At 35.1% G+C, this 21814-nt stretch carries 21 protein-coding genes and 2 pseudogenes; 10 read left to right on the top strand and 13 right to left on the bottom strand.

What is annotated here, in order from left to right; genetic code table 11:
* Positions 1-144: 144 nt before the first annotated feature.
* Positions 145-1878: an ABC transporter ATP-binding protein gene (locus tag NST46_RS06385; RefSeq protein WP_341136950.1), complete on the top strand. Its 1734-nt coding sequence runs from the start codon at positions 145-147 to the stop codon at positions 1876-1878.
* A gap of 465 nt (positions 1879-2343) precedes the next feature.
* Here the strand turns inward: NST46_RS06385 and NST46_RS06390 are convergent, their stop codons facing one another.
* The 4 genes from NST46_RS06390 to NST46_RS06405 all read right to left on the bottom strand — a co-directional run bounded on the left by NST46_RS06390 (position 2344) and on the right by NST46_RS06405 (position 4986).
* Positions 2344-3132: a helix-turn-helix domain-containing protein gene (locus NST46_RS06390; RefSeq protein WP_341136951.1), complete on the bottom strand. Its 789-nt coding sequence runs from the start codon at positions 3130-3132 to the stop codon at positions 2344-2346.
* A gap of 165 nt (positions 3133-3297) precedes the next feature.
* Complete coding sequence (locus tag NST46_RS06395; RefSeq protein WP_341136952.1) at positions 3298-3897, bottom strand: ABC-2 transporter permease; 600 nt, start codon at positions 3895-3897, stop codon at positions 3298-3300.
* A 13-nt stretch (positions 3898-3910) separates the two neighbouring features.
* Entirely contained in the window at positions 3911-4783 is an 873-nt protein-coding gene (locus NST46_RS06400; protein ID WP_341136953.1) for an ABC transporter ATP-binding protein, read from the bottom strand.
* A 17-nt stretch (positions 4784-4800) separates the two neighbouring features.
* Positions 4801-4986 (bottom strand): hypothetical protein, encoded by a 186-nt coding sequence (locus NST46_RS06405; protein ID WP_341136954.1) that lies wholly within the window; start codon positions 4984-4986, stop codon positions 4801-4803.
* Positions 4987-5552: 566 nt separating this feature from the next.
* Here NST46_RS06405 and yfmF point away from each other — a divergent pair.
* Together yfmF and yfmH are read left to right on the top strand one after the other, a co-directional pair.
* Positions 5553-6830, top strand: a complete 1278-nt coding sequence (gene yfmF, locus NST46_RS06410; protein ID WP_341136955.1) for an EF-P 5-aminopentanol modification-associated protein YfmF — start codon at positions 5553-5555, stop codon at positions 6828-6830.
* Between the two features lie 3 nt (positions 6831-6833).
* The gene (gene yfmH / locus NST46_RS06415; RefSeq protein WP_341136956.1) at positions 6834-8117 is read left to right on the top strand and encodes an EF-P 5-aminopentanol modification-associated protein YfmH; all 1284 of its coding nucleotides are present in this window, start codon (positions 6834-6836) and stop codon (positions 8115-8117) included.
* Between the two features lie 113 nt (positions 8118-8230).
* Here yfmH and NST46_RS06420 read toward each other — a convergent pair whose 3' ends face one another.
* Both NST46_RS06420 and NST46_RS06425 read right to left on the bottom strand, forming a co-directional pair.
* Positions 8231-9820 (bottom strand): ABC transporter permease, encoded by a 1590-nt coding sequence (locus NST46_RS06420; protein ID WP_341136957.1) that lies wholly within the window; start codon positions 9818-9820, stop codon positions 8231-8233.
* Entirely contained in the window at positions 9807-10739 is a 933-nt protein-coding gene (locus tag NST46_RS06425; RefSeq protein WP_341136958.1) for an ABC transporter ATP-binding protein, read from the bottom strand. The genes NST46_RS06420 and NST46_RS06425 overlap by 14 nt, the downstream gene beginning before the upstream one ends.
* A 435-nt stretch (positions 10740-11174) precedes the next feature.
* On the opposite strand from NST46_RS06425, the pseudogene NST46_RS06430 reads away from it, so the two are divergent.
* Positions 11175-12166 (top strand): annotated as a pseudogene (locus NST46_RS06430) (IS3 family transposase); the annotation flags it as partial.
* Positions 12167-12374: 208 nt separating this feature from the next.
* Here NST46_RS06430 and NST46_RS06435 read toward each other — a convergent pair.
* Positions 12375-13034 (bottom strand): hypothetical protein, encoded by a 660-nt coding sequence (locus tag NST46_RS06435; RefSeq protein ID WP_341136959.1) that lies wholly within the window; start codon positions 13032-13034, stop codon positions 12375-12377.
* Between the two features lie 446 nt (positions 13035-13480).
* On the opposite strand from NST46_RS06435, the gene NST46_RS06440 reads away from it, so the two are divergent.
* Together NST46_RS06440 and NST46_RS06445 are read left to right on the top strand one after the other, a co-directional pair.
* The gene (locus NST46_RS06440; protein ID WP_341136960.1) at positions 13481-14344 is read left to right on the top strand and encodes an AraC family transcriptional regulator; all 864 of its coding nucleotides are present in this window, start codon (positions 13481-13483) and stop codon (positions 14342-14344) included.
* Positions 14345-14396: 52 nt separating this feature from the next.
* Positions 14397-14774, top strand: a complete 378-nt coding sequence (locus NST46_RS06445; protein ID WP_341136961.1) for a VOC family protein — start codon at positions 14397-14399, stop codon at positions 14772-14774.
* Between the two features lie 107 nt (positions 14775-14881).
* Here the strand turns inward: NST46_RS06445 and rlmH are convergent, their stop codons facing one another.
* Positions 14882-15361 carry a 23S rRNA (pseudouridine(1915)-N(3))-methyltransferase RlmH gene (rlmH, locus tag NST46_RS06450; RefSeq protein ID WP_341136962.1) on the bottom strand — a complete coding sequence of 160 codons (480 nt, stop codon included), beginning with the start codon at positions 15359-15361 and terminating at the stop codon, positions 14882-14884.
* A gap of 235 nt (positions 15362-15596) precedes the next feature.
* Between rlmH and NST46_RS06455 the strand changes: the two genes are divergently transcribed.
* The gene (locus tag NST46_RS06455; RefSeq protein WP_095314193.1) at positions 15597-15749 is read left to right on the top strand and encodes an aspartyl-phosphate phosphatase Spo0E family protein; all 153 of its coding nucleotides are present in this window, start codon (positions 15597-15599) and stop codon (positions 15747-15749) included.
* 56 nt (positions 15750-15805) lie between these two features.
* Here the strand turns inward: NST46_RS06455 and NST46_RS06460 are convergent, their stop codons facing one another.
* Positions 15806-16972, bottom strand: a complete 1167-nt coding sequence (locus NST46_RS06460; protein ID WP_118889333.1) for a TraB/GumN family protein — start codon at positions 16970-16972, stop codon at positions 15806-15808.
* Positions 16973-17160: 188 nt separating this feature from the next.
* On the opposite strand from NST46_RS06460, the gene NST46_RS06465 reads away from it, so the two are divergent.
* Positions 17161-17718: a GNAT family N-acetyltransferase gene (locus tag NST46_RS06465; protein ID WP_341136963.1), complete on the top strand. Its 558-nt coding sequence runs from the start codon at positions 17161-17163 to the stop codon at positions 17716-17718.
* 139 nt (positions 17719-17857) lie between these two features.
* Here NST46_RS06465 and NST46_RS06470 read toward each other — a convergent pair whose 3' ends face one another.
* On the bottom strand, positions 17858-18193 hold the full coding sequence (locus NST46_RS06470) for a YqzG/YhdC family protein (protein ID WP_095314196.1): 336 nt from the start codon (positions 18191-18193) through the stop codon (positions 17858-17860).
* A gap of 75 nt (positions 18194-18268) precedes the next feature.
* Here NST46_RS06470 and NST46_RS06475 point away from each other — a divergent pair, with 75 nt between their 5' ends.
* The gene (locus NST46_RS06475; RefSeq protein WP_341136964.1) at positions 18269-18832 is read left to right on the top strand and encodes a histidine phosphatase family protein; all 564 of its coding nucleotides are present in this window, start codon (positions 18269-18271) and stop codon (positions 18830-18832) included.
* Between the two features lie 126 nt (positions 18833-18958).
* Positions 18959-19324 (top strand): YybH family protein, encoded by a 366-nt coding sequence (locus NST46_RS06480; RefSeq protein WP_095314202.1) that lies wholly within the window; start codon positions 18959-18961, stop codon positions 19322-19324.
* A gap of 152 nt (positions 19325-19476) precedes the next feature.
* Here the strand turns inward: NST46_RS06480 and NST46_RS06485 are convergent, their stop codons facing one another.
* From NST46_RS06485 to NST46_RS06490, 3 genes and pseudogenes are all read right to left on the bottom strand, one after another.
* On the bottom strand, positions 19477-19917 hold the full coding sequence (locus tag NST46_RS06485) for a VOC family protein (protein ID WP_341136965.1): 441 nt from the start codon (positions 19915-19917) through the stop codon (positions 19477-19479).
* A gap of 246 nt (positions 19918-20163) precedes the next feature.
* Positions 20164-20424, bottom strand: coding sequence for an FIMAH domain-containing protein (locus tag NST46_RS21860; RefSeq protein ID WP_379602085.1), 261 nt, complete (start codon positions 20422-20424; stop codon positions 20164-20166).
* Between the two features lie 3 nt (positions 20425-20427).
* Positions 20428-21687 (bottom strand): annotated as a pseudogene (locus tag NST46_RS06490) (exo-beta-N-acetylmuramidase NamZ family protein); the annotation flags it as partial.
* Between the last annotated feature and the right edge of the window lie 127 nt (positions 21688-21814).

A 21814-nucleotide genomic window follows, 5' to 3' on the forward strand; every position in this document is an offset into this window, starting at 1 on the left:
TAAATTCTTTCAATTCTTAATTAATTGTATTAAATCTATAATCAAACTAGTCTAATAAATATGGTGGCTATTTTGTGAAAAAGTGTTATTATTCTAATAGGAAATAATATATAGAAATATCACATTTTGGAGGGGCTAATACATATGGTACAAAAACAAAATGGTCTGAGACCATTTTTAAATCTGATTCTATCAATCAAAATACCTAAAGTGGCACTTATATTTGGGTTATTATCAAGCATTATTACAACACTAACTGGACTTGTTATTCCTCTGTTAACAAAAAATCTGGTCGATGGTTTTTCTGTCCAATCGCTGAGTATTCCTCTTATCATCATGATGGGAGCTGCCTTTATTATTCAGGCTATTATAAGCGGGTTATCTTTATACTTACTCACGGCTGTAGGTCAAAAGATAGTTGCTAGTCTTAGAGAGCGTATGTGGTTTAAACTTATTCGTTTACCTGTTAGTTATTTTGATCAAACATCAAGTGGTGAAACTGTTAGCCGCGTCATAAATGATACTAGTATTGTGAAAGAATTAATTTCTAATCATTTACCTCAATTCATAACTGGAATTATTTCTATTATTGGTGCTGTAATATTGCTGCTCTTGATGGACTGGAAAATGACGCTGATGATGTTGATTGCTGTTCCTGTAACATTGGCTATTATTATGCCCGTTGGCCGTCAGATGATGAAAATATCACGCGGCTTACAAGATGAAACAGCTCAATTTACTGGGAACATACAACAAACACTTAGTGAAATTCGCTTAATGAAAGCATCCACAGCTGAAAAAAACGAGGAAATAAAAGGTTTATCAGGAATTCAAAAATTACTAGAATATGGACTAAAGGAAGGTAGAATTTTTGCCTTAATTTCCCCTTTAATGCAATTTACAATTATGATTGTCATTGTCATTATTATTAGCTATGGAGGTATGAGAGTGGCAGGTGGAACAATGTCTACCGGGACACTCGTTGCATTTTTATTATACCTCTTCCAAATCATTATGCCATTTACAACTTTCGCAATCTTCTTTACCCAGTTACAAAAAGCAAAGGGAGCCACTGAACGCATCATTGAAATTATGAATCTCTCGTTGGAAGAAGGGCAAGAAGGGTTAAATATTGATATTAGTAACCAGCCAATCAAAGTGTCTGATATCTCTTTTTCATATGTTGAGAACGAACCCATCCTACAAAATGTTTCATTTCATGCAGATCCTGGTCAATTAATCGCATTAGCTGGTCCAAGTGGAGGAGGAAAATCAACGATATTTGGACTAATTGAACGCTATTATGAACCAGATTCAGGAGAAATTTACATCGGTCAAACACCTATTAAAGACATATCAATTGATTCTTGGCGTCGTCAAATAGGCTATGTTTCTCAGGATAGCCCCATGATGGCCGGTACTATTCGTGAAAACCTATGCTATGGTTTAGATAACTGGAAGGAAATCTCAGACGAGCATCTTTGGAGGGTAGCTGATATGGCCTATGCTAAAGATTTTATTGAGGAATTTTCAGAAGGTCTTGATACGGAGGTTGGGGAAAGAGGGGTATTGCTTTCTGGTGGACAAAGACAGAGAATTGCAATAGCAAGAGCCTTTTTACGTGACCCAAAACTGTTAATGATGGATGAGGCAACAGCAAGCCTTGATAGTCAATCAGAAAGTGTTGTTCAACAAGCACTTGCACGTTTAATGGAAGGCAGAACCACCTTTGTAATAGCTCATCGTTTATCAACAATTGTTCATGCTAATCAAATCCTTTTTATCGAAGACGGTCGAATTACAGGATGTGGCACTCACAAGGAATTAGCGGAAAAACACTCATTATATCAAGAATTTGCCAAACAACAACTGACCTAATTAGTTTATTCATTAATTAGGTCAGTTGTTTTGTTCAGAAATACTTATTCATGGAGTGAGGATAATATTATATCTATAATTTGATTCCAACTCATAAATGAAATTTTATAATGGTTAGAATTTTATCTAAAGTCATTTCGTTCAGTAGATTGCCAGCTTATACGGGTAAAACGTTGTAATAAATATGGATGAATAATTTAAGAGAGGATAGGAAATGATTTGGTAAGTATGTAGGAGTTTTAACACTAATTAAGAATCCATTTAGATTCAAAAAAGATTTATCACTATTTATTTATCAGTAAGAGGAGTGAGGATATTGTTCCACTTAGTATTTGTTCATCCACACACTCCTACATATCAATTTTCTTAAGTGCTAATAGATCGAATATATCACTAACGTTAGATAATACGGTATATTTGAAGGTAGCAAAGTAAATATATTTAGAACTTGATTAAATCCAGGGATTAAAAATCATCAACTTTTTTTCTTGCTTTCCTTCGTAGTTTATAGCCAAAACTACCGGTATACTCCTCATTTTTTGCCAATAGTTTATATGCGTCAAGTACGACTGAAGTTCGTGTTATAATATACAGGCCAACTGCTATCACTCCTATACAGATTGGGTAATAAGGTACTAAAAATTCGGAATCAATGTACTTTCTATCTATTCCAAAGGCCAAAATTCCAGAAATAAATAATAGCATGCCGACTAAATTTATAAAACCATACTTTTTCTTCATTTTCTCGTATCTTCTGTTCAACTCATTAAGATATTTCTCATCAAAAATCAAGGTCTCTTTCTTTAGAATTTTATATTGATTTTCATCAAAAGACGATACAGAAACAAACATTACTATTCCGAATGTAGCTAAAATGATGGTTGGCATGATAAAGATTGCTGGTTCTTGTTTAAAAATAAAATAGGGGATTATAGATAAGGCAATTAGAAAAAATCCTAATGCCATATTCTTAGAAACTTTATGTGTAAATAATAAATACCCCTCTCCCATTTCTTTACTTACGTAATACCCTGCATCCCCGTCATTGTTAGGCTCAGTAGAATCCTTTAGCAAATAGTCCATAGAAACCTCAAATATATTTCCAATCATAAGTAGCTTTTCAGTTTCAGGATACCCTTGTCCATTTTCCCATTTGCTTACGGCCTGTCTTGATGTGTTCAGTTTTTCCGCAAGAGCCTCTTGGGAAAGCCCTTTTTCTTTTCTCAATTTGAATAGCTTTTCACCAAATGCCACTTACTTTTCACTCCTTCCATTTCCCGGATTAACTAGCTGTAAGTCCCCTATTTCAAAGCAAAGAAATATAAATGGTGGCAGGCAACCAGTTAAGGCCCGGTTTATTCAAATAACAGAGAGGTAGAAAAAAATCCACCTGATTGATTTTCTACTTTATTACATCTTCTAAAACTCCTTGTTTTTGTATATTTTTATAGAAACCACATAAGAAATAAGTAAAAATATGTTCGATACAATGAAGAAAATAGAGGAGAACTTTTCATCAAAACCTTCAACACCTATCATCTCAAGTATAAAGGTTATAACAAAAAACATACCTAAGGAAAAGCCTACACTCCCCATCATAATCGAATCAGACTTTTCCGTGCCGAGTTTATAAGTTAATGGGTAGATTAAAGCAGCTATACATATGATTAATCCCATTCCACGCAGCAAATAATTGAAAAATACGGCATGGATAGTTGGAAACATAAGAATATGAACTGAAAAAGCAATACTAAAAACTAAAAAAACACTTAAAATAACCAGCAAGATGAAGGTCAAATATTTACTTTTAACAATTCTTTTTCTTGTTACAGGAAGTACAATCTCATATTTATTCCACCCCGACATAGCGTCATACTTTAATACTTCAAATGCATGAACGGGTATAAGTACAAACGGTAAAAATGCTGCTAATTTCAATGTGGCTGATTGATTCATTAGAAGCAAAATAATTACTGCAACAATAGTTAACAAGGTGGAGGATTTTACGCTTTTTTCCACTGAATATAGATTGTTAAGTATGAGCCCTTTCATTTAGATCCCCTTCCATCAAAAGTAATGTAATCCCATCAAGCGAATTATCTTTTATTGGAAACGAAGCGGGTAATATATGTTTATCTGAAACAAGCACTTCTAGCATATTCGATTTATTTCTACATGAAACGGTAATCCCAGAATCTAATTGATCCAATTCAGTTGGCTTGCATTCGACAATCGCGTAATTATCCAATAACTCTTTCTTACTTATTTGCAAAATAATCTTTCCCTTTTTAATAAAGATAAGATTATCTGCAATTTTTTCAATATCACTTGTAATATGTGAAGATAATAGGATCGAGCGGTTCTTATCTTTTACAAAATTTAAAAAGACACCCAACATTTCATTTCTACCCTTGAGGTCTAAACCACCTGTTGCTTCATCTAAAATTAGTAGTTTTGTATTGTGAGATAGTGCAACTGCGATTGATAATTTCATCGACATTCCACGTGAGAATTTCCCAATCTTTACTTTCTTTGGTAAAGAGAAGACTTCTATATAATAAAAGTACTTCTCCTTATCCCATTGTTGATAAATGTAACTTAACATATTTGAAAGTTGAATCACGTTTACATTTTTTGAAAAATTCATCTGATCGAAAACAACGCCAATCTGTTCTTTCAATTCTATATTTGAATAATCCATTTCTTGATTAAAAATTTTTATGGAGCCACTATTCCTTTTCAACGCACCTAATATCACATTCATTGTTGACGTTTTGCCAGCACCATTTTCACCAATAAATCCCACAATTGAGCCATACGGTATTGAAAATGTGATGTCTTTTAGCTCAAATGTTGAATCTGGGTAAATTTTATTCACATTTTCAACTTCTAAGATATTCTCCATCATTTATCTCAATTCCTTTATTTCTTTTTATTATTTTTTTTCATTGTTGATATACCATATAAAACACCAAAGATGACAACTCCAGAGAAGACGAGTAGATTTGTTATTGGCTCATTTATTCGCGGAATGGAATCCTGAAAAACCTTTAGAAAAACTAATATTCCTACAGTAAAAATAACTCCAATAATCGAAACTTGTTTCATTACTATTTCCTCCTCTTTTTTAAACCTTCATAAAAAACCATTATTATATTTTGTTTAAACATGCTCCTCCTTTCTTATGACTATCTATAGCTTAAAGAAACATTGTCTTTGGTTCTACCATGCATGGGTTGCACTTTGTCAACTTACGGTTGCAATCATGTTACCCTGTGTTTTTTGCTAATAAATTACTCTGGCTTTTACAAATTTGCGATAGTCAGGAATTTCATATTTATAAGTTTCTGCATAATTGGGAGAAGTAGTTTTTATAATATATTGACATTTTTGATACGTTTAAATTATGATGATAATTGGGTTGTAAAAAGATGGATTCCTAACCTCCATTAATAAGCAAGCGATTAAATGGGGTTCTGTAAAATAAAAAGGATTAAACATAATTTCATAAGTAATCCCAGATTATTGAATCAAACGAAGAGTAATCTGGATCGCTTACATCAAACCCTCCCCAAACATCATGTTTTAGCCACAAGTACTGTATTCCATGGAACTAAAAATTGTTGAAGAATAAATATCAACCAAACTAAATCTAAAGGAGAGGATGTTAGGAGATGGAAGAAATACGCGTAATTTCCAGTAATCAGAATGGCTTAAAACTGCATTTATGTAATACAGATAAATTTAAAACAATTAATATCATGTTAACCATGAAGACCCCTCTTAATAAGAAGTTTACTACTGCGAGAGCATTAATTCCCTATATTTTAATTGGTGGTTCAATAAATTACCCCAATCGTAAGCTAATAAAACAAAAACTTGATGAAATGTATGGAGCAACGATTTCCCCAGATGTATATAAAAAAGGAGAAAATCATATTATTTCTTTTAGAATGGAGATTCCAGCAGACCAATTTTTGAATATCTCTAATTCATTACTTGAAAAATCTCTTGGCTTACTACATGAAATCGTTTTTAAACCAGCTCTTAGAAATGGAGTGTTTCAATCATCTATTGTCGAACAGGAAAAACGCTCCTTAAAACAACGAATCAATTCCCTTTATAATGAAAAAATGCATTACTCCAATAATCGTTTAATAGAAGAAATGTTTAAAGGTGAACCATACGAGCTTCCTGCAATTGGTAGTGAAAAGGATATCATTTCTCTTAATGCAACATCTGTTTATCAAATATACAAAGAATTACTTCAAGTCGCTGGCGTCGATTTATTCATAGTTGGCGCCTTCAATGAGGAAGATGTTAAATTAATGGTACAGAATACTTTTTGTGAACAATTTAACAATATATCTAGCATCACAATTTCTAAAGATAGAAAAGATATAAAAGAAGTTAAGGTAATTCAAGATAAAATGGATGTAAAGCAAGGGAATCTTCTTTTGGGTTATAGAACTTTTACAACTATACAAGATGATGATTTTGAAGCTGTAAGGGTAGCAAATGCGATTTTTGGCAGATTTCCATTTTCTAAATTATTTACTCATTTACGTGAAAAAGAAAGACTTGCTTATTTTGCTCTTTCACAAATAGAAAGTAATAAAGGGTTATTAATAACAATGGCTGGAATTGATTTTGATAACTATGAACGTGCTGTTGAATTAATAAGAAAACAAGAGTATGGAATGAAAGAGGGTGACTTTACCGAAGCTGAAGTTGAACAAGGTAAAGCAATGTTAATTAATTTATTCTTAGAAGCATATGATTCACCTTCAGGAATTATGGATTTAACAATCCAAGCAGTTGACAGTGGGTTATCTAATTACATAAATGATCAGATTCAAAGAATTAGCAGGGTATCAAAAAGGGATGTAATTCGTGCAGCTAATAAGTGGGAACTAGATACAATCTATTTCTTAGATAGAAAGGAGTATTAAAAAATGAAGGCAATCAATTATAAAAAACTAGGAGAGACTTTATTTTACGAAAAGATTTCGAATGGTCTTGAAGTTTTCATACTTCCTAAGAAAGGGTTTCGTAAAACAGTTGCCACATTTACAGCAAAATTTGGTTCAGTAGATACCAAGTTTCTACTACCAGGAAAAAAAGTTCCGATTCAAGTTCCAGACGGAACAGCACATTTCTTAGAACACAAAATGTTTGATAGTAAAAAAGGTGATGTTCTCCATTCTTTTGCAGAACAGGGAGCTTCGGTTAATGCTTTTACAAATTTTACTCGTACGGCCTATACATTATCAGCTACATCTAACATAAACAAAAATATAATAGCTCTTATAGATTTTGTTCAAGAAGGATATTTTACAGATGAAATGGTAGAAAAGGAAAAAAGGATTATTGAACAGGAGATTAGAATGTACGATAATAATCCAGATTGGCGTGCACGATTTGGTATTTTAGAAAATATGTATAAGACTCATCCAGTTAAGAATGATATAGCAGGAACTATAAAGTCCATTAATCAAATCACAAAAGAGGATTTATATGCTTGCTATAACACTTTTTATCACCCTAGTAATATGTTGCTTTTTGTTATTGGGTCTGTTGTTCCTGATAAATTATTAAAGGAAATTAGAAAAAATCAAGAAGAAAAAACATTTAGGGAAACTGGAGAGATTTACCGTATATCCGCTGCTGAAGATGTAAACGTGAATAAAAAATCAAACGTTATGGATATATCAGTTCCAATACCCAAAGTTTTTATTGGTCATAAAGAGCCCAACGCAATAAGACAAGACCGAAAGTTATTAAATTACGAGTTATCTCTAAATGTTCTATTTGAAATAATGTTTGGTGAGAGCTCTGAGGCATACGAGAAAATGTATAATAATGGGTTTCTAAGTATTCCGTTTACTTACGATCGGACAAATGAAAGAGATTTTGGTTTTTCAATAATTGGTGGAGAAAGTCAAGAACCTGAAGCAATTATTCAGATTATAGATGACACAATTTCTAGGTTCCAGAAAGAATCCATAAATAAAGAACATGCACAACGAGTGATTAATAAAGAGATTGGGAGTTTCTTAAAGTCCATTAACTCACCTCAGTTTATCGCTAACCAATTTACCCGTTATCATTTTAATGAAACGAATTTGTTTGATACTTTACCAACACTTGAAAATTTATCTGTAAAAGACCTTGAAGAAGCATTGCATTTTCATTTTTCTCCCGGATCACAAACCACACTTGTTGTAAAAGAGACTTAATGATAAAGCTACTCATAAATTTGTTTATAGGATTGGAAATGTATTCATGATAGCCTCACGTAAAATAATGAGGTTGGGGGTAGGGTAGTCCCCCTCCCCCTTTTTTACTTTAACTAATTTATTAAATCACGTTTTCGATAACCAAAAAAGCTGATTATAATTAACATTAATGCAATAAAACTTAGTAAGAAGAGTGGTTTAAATGTCGCTTCCTCAACAGGCAATTGTGGAATATGATAAAAAGGAGAAAGTTCCCTTGTCCAATTTGGCAATTGAACTATGTCTCCAAAGTAGCTAACAAAAAGTGAATAAACTAGAAAAAACCAAATCAAAGATGTCAATTTAGGTAAAAAACCATTTAGTAAAGCAGCAATACCTATCATCACAAGAGTTGCAGGGTAAAATACCAAAGCTGCATTGTAAATCAACCCCAACTCAATGCCACCCTCTATCACCAATGTCGCAGTCGACCACAGCCCAAAAGCACTAAAGGATATCATTACGAAGCTATTCACAACAGCTAGAATTAAGTATGACCCAATGAGTTTTGCTCTTGAATCCACGTTACCTATTAAATGCTCTATATGTCCCCCTTTCTCTTCTGCACGGAGTTTATTCATAGTCATAATAGGCGGAATGGTCGCTATTAGTGCAAATATTATCATTAAAGTTGAAATAAACTGTTCAGTTATAGAAGTAGCATCCATATGTTGAAGCAATGCACTATCTCCTATAAATGATTCCAAATCACCAAAAATAGATCCATAAGAAGCACCAAGTACATATAAGCCAATTGTCCATAGGATAAACCCTGTACGCTGTAATCGAAAGGCGAGACCAATTGGTTCTTGTAAAAATCGTGAAGCAGATCTTTTTCCTGGTTTGGATGCTATGAATCCTTGCTCCAAATCACGAATACTATTTAGATAGTTGGCGATTAAATATAGTAATAAGGAAATACCTAACATTAAAATGATTGGACTCCAATTATTAGTTGAATATACTTCGGCTTTCGATACCCATCCTAAAGGGGAAAACCACGTTAATAATCCATAACTAATATCTGTGATCGCTCTGAAAAGGTAGGCTAGAAGCAATATTGAAACTGAAAGACTAATTGTACCTTTAGAGCTTTTTGAAAGTTGAGCAGAGATCGCTGCTACGCCAGTGAAAATAAACCCTGTACCACCTAAAACAGCACCATACAATAATGAGCCTTCCATATTCATACTCTCGATTTCGAGCATATTTAATCCAAAACCTACACATAATGCTAAAACAATAAATGTTCCACTTGCTACGATCAATGAGGCGTTTAAATAGGAAAGGCTTCCTGATGGTAAAGAACGAATTATTTCTAAACGACCTTTTTCTTCATCTGTTCTTGTATGACGTGTCACAAGTATAATTGCCATTAAACCGACTATTGTAGCAGTAATTAATAGCATTTGATGGGCTGTCATTACACCAGTTGTATAATTATCTAAATCCCCAGTTCCTAACATCGCAGTCATTACGGGATTTTCCATCGTTTCACCAATAGCATCTCTATCCTGCTGAGTTTCATATAAATTATTGAACGAAAGTGGCATACTTATTGTAAATAATACTAATCCAATTATCCAGAATACGATTCTTATTCTATTTTGGCGCAAAATAAATCTGACTAGTTTACCAGTGTTAGCAAATCTATTTTGAAGCACTTAGTACACCTCCAGTTTCGTTCACTTCTTCCAAAACCTTGTTTTCATAATGACGCATAAATATATCTTCAAGGGTTGGTGGTTTACTTTCTAACTTTAGAATTCCAAATTGACTAATATAACTGATAGCGTCAGCAAGAGCTTCAGTATCAATTTGAAAGCTCAGACCTTGATTAGTTTCTTTTATTTCATGTATCCCATGGATTTCATTTAACGATGATATGGATTTTTTAGTCTTAATAAGAATATGTGTACGAGTTAAGTGACGCAGCTCGTCTAAAGAGCCCGTTTCAATTATTTTTCCCTGCCGAATGATTCCCACTTTATCACATAATTTTTCTACTTCAGAAAGAATGTGACTAGAAAGTAGTATACTCTTTCCTTTATTTTTAAGCTCCATTACACACTCTTGAAATACTTGTTCCATCAGAGGATCAAGTCCAGATGTTGGTTCATCTAAAATATATAAATCTGCATTAGATGAGAAAGCAGCAATTAGAGCAACCTTTTGCCGGTTTCCTTTTGAATAAGTTCGACATTTCTTTGTAGTATCTAAACCGAATTTTCTTATCAAATCCTTCCTTTTACTTCTATCATCTTTTGGCCCCCTCAATTTCATAAATAAATCAATTACTTCCCCTCCTGTTAAATTTGGCCATAAATTTACATCTCCTGGGACATAAGCTATTCTTTTGTGTATTTCAACAGCTTCTTTCCAAGCATCCTTTCCGAATAATTTAACATCTCCCTTTGTTGCCTTTAAAATTCCAAGCAGCACTCTAATTGTCGTTGATTTACCAGCTCCATTTGGTCCAATAAATCCAAATACTTCTCCCTGATTAACTTTAAAATTCACACCATCTAAAGCGTTAAACTTTCCAAACTTTTTCCTTAAATCGCTAACTTCTACTATACTCATTTTTATCCTCCTCGTATTTTAAAACTAACAATCACCTAAGTAATTGTTAGTTTTATCTTATTAAATTTTTGCATTTTTCCTATCATGTATGGGTTGCACTTTGTCAACGTACAGTTGCAACCTTGTTTTCACAACGTATTCTGCATAGAGTTCTTTACAGATTAATAACAATCGGACTTTGCCTCGTAGTTATAATTATTATTGTCCAAAATATGGAGTTTGAGGTAGTTGGTACTGGTTTTAAGACTAATAGCAATAAAATAATAACTATAACCCAGCAGTGAACTTGTTCTTAAAATCTTTAAATGCTTCAATATTCCAATGCAGGTACAGTGAATTGAAAAGTAAATACTAAATAGAAAACCGAACGAGCACAATGCTGAACTGCACCCCAATTGTTGGATACAATCTAACAATTCGAGGTGCAGTTTTTCTATGGTTAAATTTAATGAAGATGAAAAGTTAAATGTAATTCAACGTTACTTAGACGGTAGGGATAGTAGTTATCATACGATTGCGAAGTCCATTGGTACATCAAGCAGTGTTGTATGAAACTCGGTGAAGCAATATGAACATCATGGTGTAAAAGGATTATGAGAAAATCCTAAACAAATTGTTCAACTGAGTTCAAACTAAACGTACTCAATTATAAGAATAATAATGGGGCGTCCCCTAATGAAACAGCTGTGATTTTTGATGTATCCTCCCCTGCTTTAATTTGAAAATGGAGAAGACAATTTGAAACACTAGGAATTGATGCCCTGAATTCAAAGAAAAAGGTGCGCCCATCCATGAAGAAGGACCAAAGTAACGAAAAGAAAAAACAGGAACCTATTGAAGGATTCTTTGAAGCTTTACAAGCTGAAGCCGAGCACCTTCGGATGGAGAATACCTACTTAAAAAAATGAATGCCTTATTTCAATACAAGAAGAAATCACCAAAGAAGACAAAGCGCAAGTAGTCTATGAATTAAGGCAAGAATTTCCGGTAAAGTCACTAATTAAACTGGCAGATATCCCCGTAGCACATATTATTACTGATAAAACAATTTTATCGGCCAGACAAAAATGCAGAGTTAAAGACATTGATTCAATCAATATATCATGAACATAAAGGACGTTATGGATACCGTCGTATTAAAGATGAATTAGAAATCAGGGGCATAAGGTGAATCATAAAAAAGTTCTGCGATTTAATGAGAGAGTTATGTCCTCGTCTGGCTGAATAAATACCGCTTATATAAGGGAAAAGTTGGTAAAGCGGCACCAAACATATTGGACCTTAATTTCAAGACGGAGAAACCAAATGAAAAATGGGTAACAGACATTATAGAATTTAAATTGTTTGGAGAGAAACTCTATCTAACTCCTATTCTAGATTTATTTAACGGTGAAATTATTACATACACTATTGGTTCCAGACCAACCTAGTCACTTGTCTCAGGAATGTTAGAGTATTTGAGCGAATATTAGAAAATGATAAGTTAATTACACTCAGATTAGGGATGGCATTACATCTTAAAGCTCACGTTAACAAATACAAAATATATTTTTACTTTAGCTTCTAAATAAAACAGGTGGAGAAAATAATTGTATTTTCTCCACCTGTTTAGATTCTCAATTTTATTTTTAAATATTAATGAAGATCAAAAATTATAAAGGGGGCACCAGCATCTAAAGTATGATCATAGGTATACAGATGGTCTTTATTATTTTCACACTTTCCAAGCTTCCTTTTAAATTTTTCATCATAATAAATGAAAACCCGCCCCTCACATATTGGGCAAATACCAAATTTCTTAATTTTATATACCTTCCCGTCCTCTTCTACTGTAAGTATAGGTTTTTTGCCCCTATACACTATCCCATGATCCTTTAATTTCTTATTCTTTTCTTTTGAATCAAGAGCATAAGCCAATAATCCAAGAGTAGTCATAAGTAAAAGAAGCGTAAAATTTGATTTTGTCAGCAAATAATCAAATATTGTTACTAAAGCTGATATAACTGATAAAATACCGCAAACTTCAAACTTACGTTTAAAACCATCCATACCACCGTAAACTACTTTTTCTAAACGATCAACATACTCAACAATGGGTTCGTTATTCCTTTCTGGAGCATTAAATTGCTCAATATAAATTTCTTGCGTGCTATTATTTCCTAAACCAATATTTATATTGTTACTTCCTGCATCAATTATCTCTGTTTTACTATTAGATCTTTGCAATTTCTCAGAACAATACGGACAATAAATATAATTCTGCTCTACGTTATTATTACAACTTTCACACATCATAGTCTCCACCCACATTCTCTTACAAAGTTATCAAAAATTAACTTTTCCATTCTATATTATTAGAATAATTATACAATAAGGACCACTGAATTTTACAGGAATTTGTAAGATAGTAGCTTATTTATTTTACTTTGTTTCAAGCATTATTAAATTTGTTAAAGGTAATTACCCTAGGGAAGGACGTGGGTATAAATTCAGAAAGATCCTAAAACACTGATTAAGGTGAAGTCCAAACATTCACAGTTTAATATAAACATCTACATCATTAATTACTCTAAAAATATCTTAATCTATAGGAGCAATAAGCACATTGATAAAGTTTACCGTTACTTATGGTAAGGTTCATCCAAAGTCGTTGGTAATATATATGTACACACTTAAATTTTTCGATTATTATGTATAATAACACTATGGGAAAGAAGTTATCTATTTTTGGAGTTGTTATTATGACAAAAGAAGAATCTGCCAACTTCATATTACATGCAAAAAGTAAACAGTTTTACTGGGAGGGAAATGGTCAACTGTCCATTAAAACATTCTTTAATGGTAAAGCCCATTACAAGACGAACAAAGGCTTTTTTGCTGTTGAAGAGAGTAGATACCTACTCCTCAATGAAGGTGCATACACAATTTTAATTGATGAACCTAAAGTTGTAGAATCCTTTTGTCTTTTCTTTAAAGAAGGCTTTGCAGAAGAGGTCTTTCGTTCCTTAATAGACACAAATGATCATCTTCTAAGCGATCCGTTTAAGGATACGAGTTCTATTGGTTTTTTTGAAAAAACCTATCATAAAAATAATACGCTATCTTCTCAAATGGAAAATTTCAGGCAGACATTACCTAGTCTTGATATTCATTCGATTGGTTATGAGGAACATTTCCACAAGATAATGTATTCTATTTTAAATGAACACGTAAATACATATAAAGAAATAGAAAACTTACATGCTATTAGACATTCTACACGTGAAGAATTATTTAGAAGGGTAAGTATTGCACATGATTATATTAGATCTTATTTTGATAAACCTATAAAACTAGATGAAATTGCGAGGGTCGCTTGTTTATCACCTAACCATTTATTAAGAACTTACTATCAAATATACGGTAGAACTCCTCATCAGCATATTTCAGAGTTTAGAATACAAAAAGCAAAGCAATTATTATCAAATACAGATAAGAACATGACTGATATAACCTTTATACTTGGATTTCAAAACCCGGTATCCTTTAGTAAAATGTTTAAACAACATGTTGGTATACCTCCTATAGAATATCGAAAAAAGGTGATATTGGATAAGAAATATTAGAGAAAATTATTTATGCTTATATTGAATAAATATTTGAAAGGAGAAATGTATTATGGAAACGGCAATGATTCAAAAGGTTGGACAGATTGGTGTACCTGTTAAAGACTTGAATAGAGCATTAGATTTTTATAAAGAAAAACTAGGTCTTTCTCTTTTATTTAACACGGATAGTATGGCTTTCTTTGAATGTAATGGGTTGCGCCTAATGTTATCACTGCCTGAAAAGGAAGAATTTGCCCACTCAAGTTCAGTTATTTATTTTCAAGTCACTAATATTAAAGAAACTTATGAGCGTTTAGTAGATAAAGATGTTATCTTTATCGATGAACCACATGTTGTAGCGAAATTGGGACAAACAGAAACATGGATGGTATTTTTTAAAGATACAGAAGATAATACTAATGCATTGATGAGTGAAGTAAAAGTTTAAGAAAGTTAATAGGAGACCGTTTAAAATACATGAACGGTCTCCTGCAATTTAAATTAGCATTTTCAGTACTTCTTTATCTAGAATTACTTCTACTCTCTGCTTTACCACTATTTGTGGTACGGTTCCCCCCGATTAATCCGAAACCCCCGATAAACCTGCTCTAACAAAATCAACCGCATCAACTGATGAGGAAACGTCATCTTTGAAAACGACAACGCTAAGTCACTTCGCTTTTGCACATCATTACTGATCCCTAGTGATCCACCAATAACAAACACAATTTTGCTTTTTCCATATGTCGCGAGCTCATCCATTTTCGCAGCTAGCTGCTCGGAGCTTAGCATTTTTCCGTTGATTTCTAGCGTAATGACATACGTGTCTGGGGCAATTTGTGAAAGGATCCGTTCGCCTTCTTTTCGTTTGACCTCTAACATTTCCGCTTCGCTCATGTTTTCCGGGGCTTTTTCATCGGCAACTTCGATGACATCTACCTTTGCATACGCACCTAATCGTTTCAAATACTCCTGTATTCCTTGCTTTAAATATTTTTCTTTTAACTTTCCGACAGAAACAATCGATATCTTCATAAAGCACATTCCTTTTCGTTCTATTTTTTTCAAGTATATCAAAGGTTTATTAATTATCCTATTTGTAGTAGAATTTACCTATATACAGTCATATGACAAATGATTCTGAATTGACACGAGAAGGATAAGAGCTACCTTTCACATATTTTCCTAAAGGGGGAAGTCCTTTCTAGATAAGGTTTCAACAAGGTTTTCTCGGGAAATATACCTACTAAAAGAAAGCGGGTGTTCTTATTTGGAAAACCGAAAGCAACTAGAATTACGGATTGAGCAGTTGAGAGTTAAAATGTATCATGCTTCTAAAGATAATTTAAATGATAACAAGGTCATTGAAATTTCACAGGAACTAGATGCGTTACTTAACGAACTGGACAAGCTCGAAAAATGAAAATGGACATACATGAAAAAACACTTCCACATTTGAAAGTGTTTTTTCTATATGGATTATAAATTTTCGATAAATACCCGGATGACGTCAGCTCCACCTAAAAGCGTTCCGAGTGAGCTTCCGAGATTTGCGAATACAACAACAAGTAATATCCGCGTTACTTTGTTATTCCAGAATCCTTTTACACTATGGACATCGTCCGATAATCGTTCAAAATCAGCTACATTTGGCCGCTTTATATACGCTTGAACGAAGCCTGCAAACCAACCAGCTGCAAGGAGTGGGTTCAATGACGTAAAGGGTGCTGCAATAAATGCCGTCAGCACGGCTAATGGGTGCCCCAATGCGACAATCGTTCCAATTGCAGATAGCGAGCCATTCCACAGGAACCAGCTAATTGCCTGCTGCAATCCGGCAGACGGGTTCATGAAAAAGGTGTATGCGATGACTGCAAGTACGAAAATCGGAATAGCCCAGCCAATAATTTTTGGTGTCTTGGATTTCGGTGGACGCTCACTTAACTTCTTCAAATCATGCTCTTTCTCGATTTCCTTCGTAATCCCAGGAACATGAGCAGCTCCAAGCACTGCTACAACCTTTTCTCCAGGAGCATCTTTAATTTTTTGGGATAAGTATTGATCTCGTTCATCAATGAGCGGCTTTTTTAATTTTGGAAAATGATCTGTGAACTCTTGAAGCATCGCATTGATTGTATCCTGCTGCTTCATCTTCTCCAGATCTTCTTCGGAAATTTTTTCATTGCTAAAAATACTGCCGACGACTTGCGTTAACAGCAATGCCTTCCCTTTCATTCCGATATTTCCCCAGACACGGGCAAAGGTAATTTGAATGTCGCGATCTGCTAGGACTAATTCAGCACCTGTTTCTTTTGCGGATTCAATTCCTTGAATCATTTCCTGTCCAGGATTAATGCCAAACTGCTTTGCCATCCGCTTTTGAAAGGATGAAATCGCTAAGTTCATTAATAATAGGGTCGCCTTTTTATCTTTTATCACTTGGAAGATATCGGTATCCTTCCACTTGTTTCCCTCTGTTATTGACTGGTAGCGCTGCTCGTCCAGTTCGATACAAACAGCATCTGGTTTTTCGGCTTCAATTACTTCCTTCACTTGTTCAGCACTTTGCTTCGATACATGTGCCGTTCCTATCAGGATGTATTCTTTATTGTTTATATGTAATCGAGTTATATTTTCTTCGGTCATGTATAAACCTTCCTTCACTGCGGGTACTATCCATGCTTCCATTCTAATACAAATATATACTAATCATAAACTAGAAAGTACTTGGTGAGAACTATTATTTTATTTAGCTGATAGAAGAGGATATATATTCCGTTTTTTCTGACTAAATTTATGCTATGATTACGAATAGAATAAGGGGGAGATTGTAGATGTTTGTATACGAGGTTGATGAACATATCACATTGCGACAGCTTAATTTACAGGATGCGAATCAATTATTTGCGCTAATCGATAGCAACCGAAGCTATCTTCGGGAATGGCTTCCTTGGCTGGATACGAATGTAAACCCAGATGATTCCATTGCTTTCATTGAACATATCTTGCAATCCTATGAAGCAAAAAAGGGATTAACCGCTGGAATCTTCTATCAAGATAGGCTCGTGGGGATTGCTGGATTTAATTCGTTTGATTGGACGAACCGGATTGGCTATATTGGCTACTGGATTGGACAGGATTATCAAGGATACGGCATTATTACCAGCGTGGTACGTGCGTTGACGGATTATGCATTTACAGAAGCACAGCTGAATCGCGTCGATATCCGTGCTGCTTTTACAAATAAAAAGAGTCGGGCAATTCCAGAACGGTTAGGGTTTAAGGAAGAAGGCATACTCAGGCAATCAGAGTGGCTTTACGACCATTATGTGGACCATGTTGTTTATGGGATGTTAGCGAGTGATTGGGTTGAAAATAAAAGAGACCAATAAATTCAAACATACATACATAAATGAGTACCAGTTGACACTTTAGAGGCCGTGGAGCTTTATCCAGCTTTTTCACGAAACGCTTTAAAGTAATTGTCACATTATCCATTGCATATTGTTGCGAGACAGACCGATTAAAAATTCATCGATCTGTCTCTTCAAACGTTATTTGGACGACCTCATTTGTCTGTGGGTTAAATTCAATATTGACAAAAACACCGAATTCTTTCGTTTCACCTTTTAGCCATAGCTTAAATTTTTCAACCGTGGATCCGTTGGTTGTTTCCTTGCCAATGTGGAGATAGTCAATAATCTTAGCAGAAGGGTATTTTTCCTTTGTCTCCTGGACGGCAAGCTTCCCCCATTTTGCATAGGATGGTACGCCTTCATCCTGAACAGCATTTACTGCCTGTAGTGGAAGGGAATAACTAGAAATAAGTACAAATGCAATACCGAGAGCTAAACATAATTTTCGCATAGGTGCTTCCTCCTTTTGTTTTTAGGATGTGTCAATGCTTTGTTTTTATAATACGAAATTAAGGAGAGGGTAATTTTGACAAGAATATGCTTCATTCGTCATGGCGAAACAGATTGGAATTTAGCAAAACGAATACAAGGGAGTACAGATATCCCATTAAATGAGACTGGCAGAAAGCAGGCAGAGCAATGTGCAGCCTATTTAAATGCTGCTGATTACGATGTACTCATACATAGTCCATTGAAAAGAGCAAAGGAAACAGCGGAAATAATTAATGCCAAATTACAATTACCAATGGTCGAGATGACTGATTTTCAGGAGCGTTCCTTTGGAGATGGCGAAGGTAAGACATATGCAGAAAGAGAGAAACATCCTGATGGTTTTCCAAACCAAGAGGAGCGGGCGGATTTTAATAAACGGGTCATCACAGCGGTTGAGCACGTTCAGCAAAACTATACCGATAAACGCGTCTTGCTTGTAGCACACGGAGCTGTCATCAATGCGATCCTGTCTGTCTTTTCCGACGGGGAAATTGGCTCAGGAAAAACAACCTTGCTAAACGCCTGCATTAGCAATCTTCATTTCCAAGAGGATATATGGAAGATAGAAGATTTTAATCAGGTTGGGCATTTGTCTTAAAAATTCCCTTCGGCTTTGAAATTTTGCATGTGTATGGTGATTGCAAGGAAGGTCCTTTAACGAATGAAAGCATGGAAATGATTTATGTTTGTAGGAAGAAGAAGTAAACGAATAGGGGGAGAGATTATGTCACATCAAGAAGCTTTACAGCAATATATTAATGCAACAAATACACATGATTTTTCAAATGTGAAGGATATACTGCATGAAGAAGCCGTTTATTGGTTTACGGACAAAACATGCGCTTCTATTGTAGATATTCAAGCGTACTTTGAGCACGCTTGGGATATGATTAAAGAAGAGGTTTATACCGCAACAAACGTCCAATGGATAAGCGTTGATCAGCAGTCAGCAACTTGTATTTATAACTTTATGTACGAAGGCTATCATCAGGGTAAATTTATTTCTGGCAGTGGTAGAGCAACGAATGTGTTTAAGCTGAATAAAAATGGGCAATGGAAGCTCGTTCATGAGCATTTGAGCAGCCTCTAATATTGGAAGAAGGAGGAGCGTGATGCGCTCCCCTTTCTACTTTCTGGCATTCGAATTATCGCAGGGAATGTTTTCTTTTATATGCAAATCGATAACTGATGTACCACTTCATACTGGCCATTCAGCGAGTCAACCACTTTTGTCATTTTTTCCTATCCTTCTTTTGTATCCGGTTGATATAAATCAAATGCATTGCCATACAAGTCTTCGAAACCTACACCTTTCCCACCCGGAACCGGTTGCGGTTCCCCCTGAAAGATCACGCCGCGTGCCTTCATTTCACGATAATCCTTTTCTATATCATCACTTAAAAACATAATCAACACTTGGTTTGCAGCTTGTCTGCCAATAATCTCTTCTTGCTCCGGTGTATCGGCTTTGACTAATTCTAGCCTCGTTTCATTTGCAGAACCTGGTGAAACGGTGATGTACTTCCATCCCGGCGAAAACTCTATTTCGTCTCGAACGATGAACCCTAATTTTTTGGTATAATATTGTTTTGCTTCTTCAAGATCCTTAACTAAAATAGAAATTTGGGCTGCTTGTGTAATCATATCAATATGTCTTCCTTCCTCAATCACGTTACCATCCATTTTGACTACTAAATCTTACCACATAAAAGATGACTTAATTTCTTTTAGATTGCTACCATCTCCTGAGCCTAACATTAACAATTGCTTATTGTGTATTTTCAGCTACAAGGGAATTTTGTTTAAAAAAGAGTTGCTGTCACATAACGACGATACTATGGTTACTAACTATCCTGCTTCGTTTGTTTAGTTATACAGTTTTTTCAAGATTTCCACACGATTTTCCAAATACCGCTATTCTTTAGCTCTCTAATCCCACTGCGCAATCATATCCGTCGTGTCACTACTCAGTTGTTTATAAGCATTATCCGATAGGCTCGTTGCATCTTTTTGCTGGTCTAAAAGCAACTGGAATCCTTGCATATGCTTTGCGACTTTATCTGCGGCCTTTTTCCCTTCAAATTGCTCAACCGCGGTGAGGTGAAGGAGTAATTTACGCTCCGCATCCTTTTCAATATCACCCGATTGTTGAAGGGCCCCGATGTTTTGCTTCAATTGCTCCGTGTTCATCGTGTAAAGAAGATATTCTCTTCGAACTTCTTTAAATGCTTGAAGATCCTCGTGCCAATTTGATGCCATTTCTTCTACGGAATCCCCATTTTCAATCGCATCACGAATCCAACCATTTCCGATTAGATTATCAAAGAAGGAAATACCTGCGCTGTTCTCTGCTCGGAATTCAAAGTTTTCCGGGTACATATCATGCAGGGTTTTTACAATATGCAGTCCTGTAATTACAGGCTCATATGCTCGTTTATCTGTCACATGAATCTGTACGCCGTGACTTAATGTGCCACTATGTTTGGAGAAAGTTGGTGTAAACGACGCTGCTCGAAATGTGACACCAGGTAATTCCAATTGATTCAATGCCGAGGCGTACTCGGTACTATTCACAAATGGAGCACCAATGAATTCAAACGGCTTTGTCGTTCCCCGGCCTTCCGAAACATTCGTCCCCTCAATCAGTGCTGCACCTGGATAGACAAGCGCCGTATCTAACGTTGGCATATTCGGTGATGGCAGCACAAACTCTAAATCGGCATCATCATAGTACATTCCGCGCTTCCAGCCATCCATTTCTACAACGGTTAAATCTGCACCAATTTCGAATTCTTCATTAAACAAATATGCCAGCTCACCAACTGTCATGCCATGTTTGAGTGGAATCGGGTAATTACCGACAAAAGAAGCATATTCCGGATCAAGCACCGGTCCCTCTACATGATTGCCACCTAGCGGATTGGGACGATCGAGTACGACAAATTCAATATCATTTTCAGCTGCAGCCTCCATTGCATAGGCCATTGTATAGATATACGTGTAGAATCTTGCACCTACATCCTGAATATCAAATAGTAAAATATCAATATCCTCGAGCATTTCTGGCGTCGGTTTTCTTGTTTCACCATACAAACTATACACCGGTAAGCCTGTCTGCTCATCGATATAGTATTCGACATAATCACCTGCTTGGGCATCTCCACGAACGCCATGCTCTGGACCATACAAAGCGGTTAACTCGACATCCGGATCATGGAATAACCGATCAACAATGCTATTTAGTTCTTGATCGACACCTGTTGGGTTCGTGATTAATCCGACGCGCTTTCCTTCAATAAGATCCTTTTGTTGCTCTAGTAAAACCTCTACCCCAAGCTTGAGCGGCTTTTCACTGTCATTACTCGCATCAGCGTTAAGCCGATTGGTTGCAATTGCAGTTAACGAGCCTATCACAACTAACAGCGTAGTTATTATCAAGAACAGCTTTTTCATCAGTTTTTCCTCCCTTTTGGATCTCTCATTTTTAAATTTGCGATGCATGTGAAGAAAGAGCACGGACTTATACCCCATCTGCAAATTTGGCTTCAGCAATTTTGCTATAGACTACAGTAAATTACTG

The organism is Oceanobacillus sp. FSL W7-1309, assembly GCF_038002145.1.
Lineage (GTDB): Bacteria > Bacillota > Bacilli > Bacillales > Amphibacillaceae > Oceanobacillus > Oceanobacillus profundus.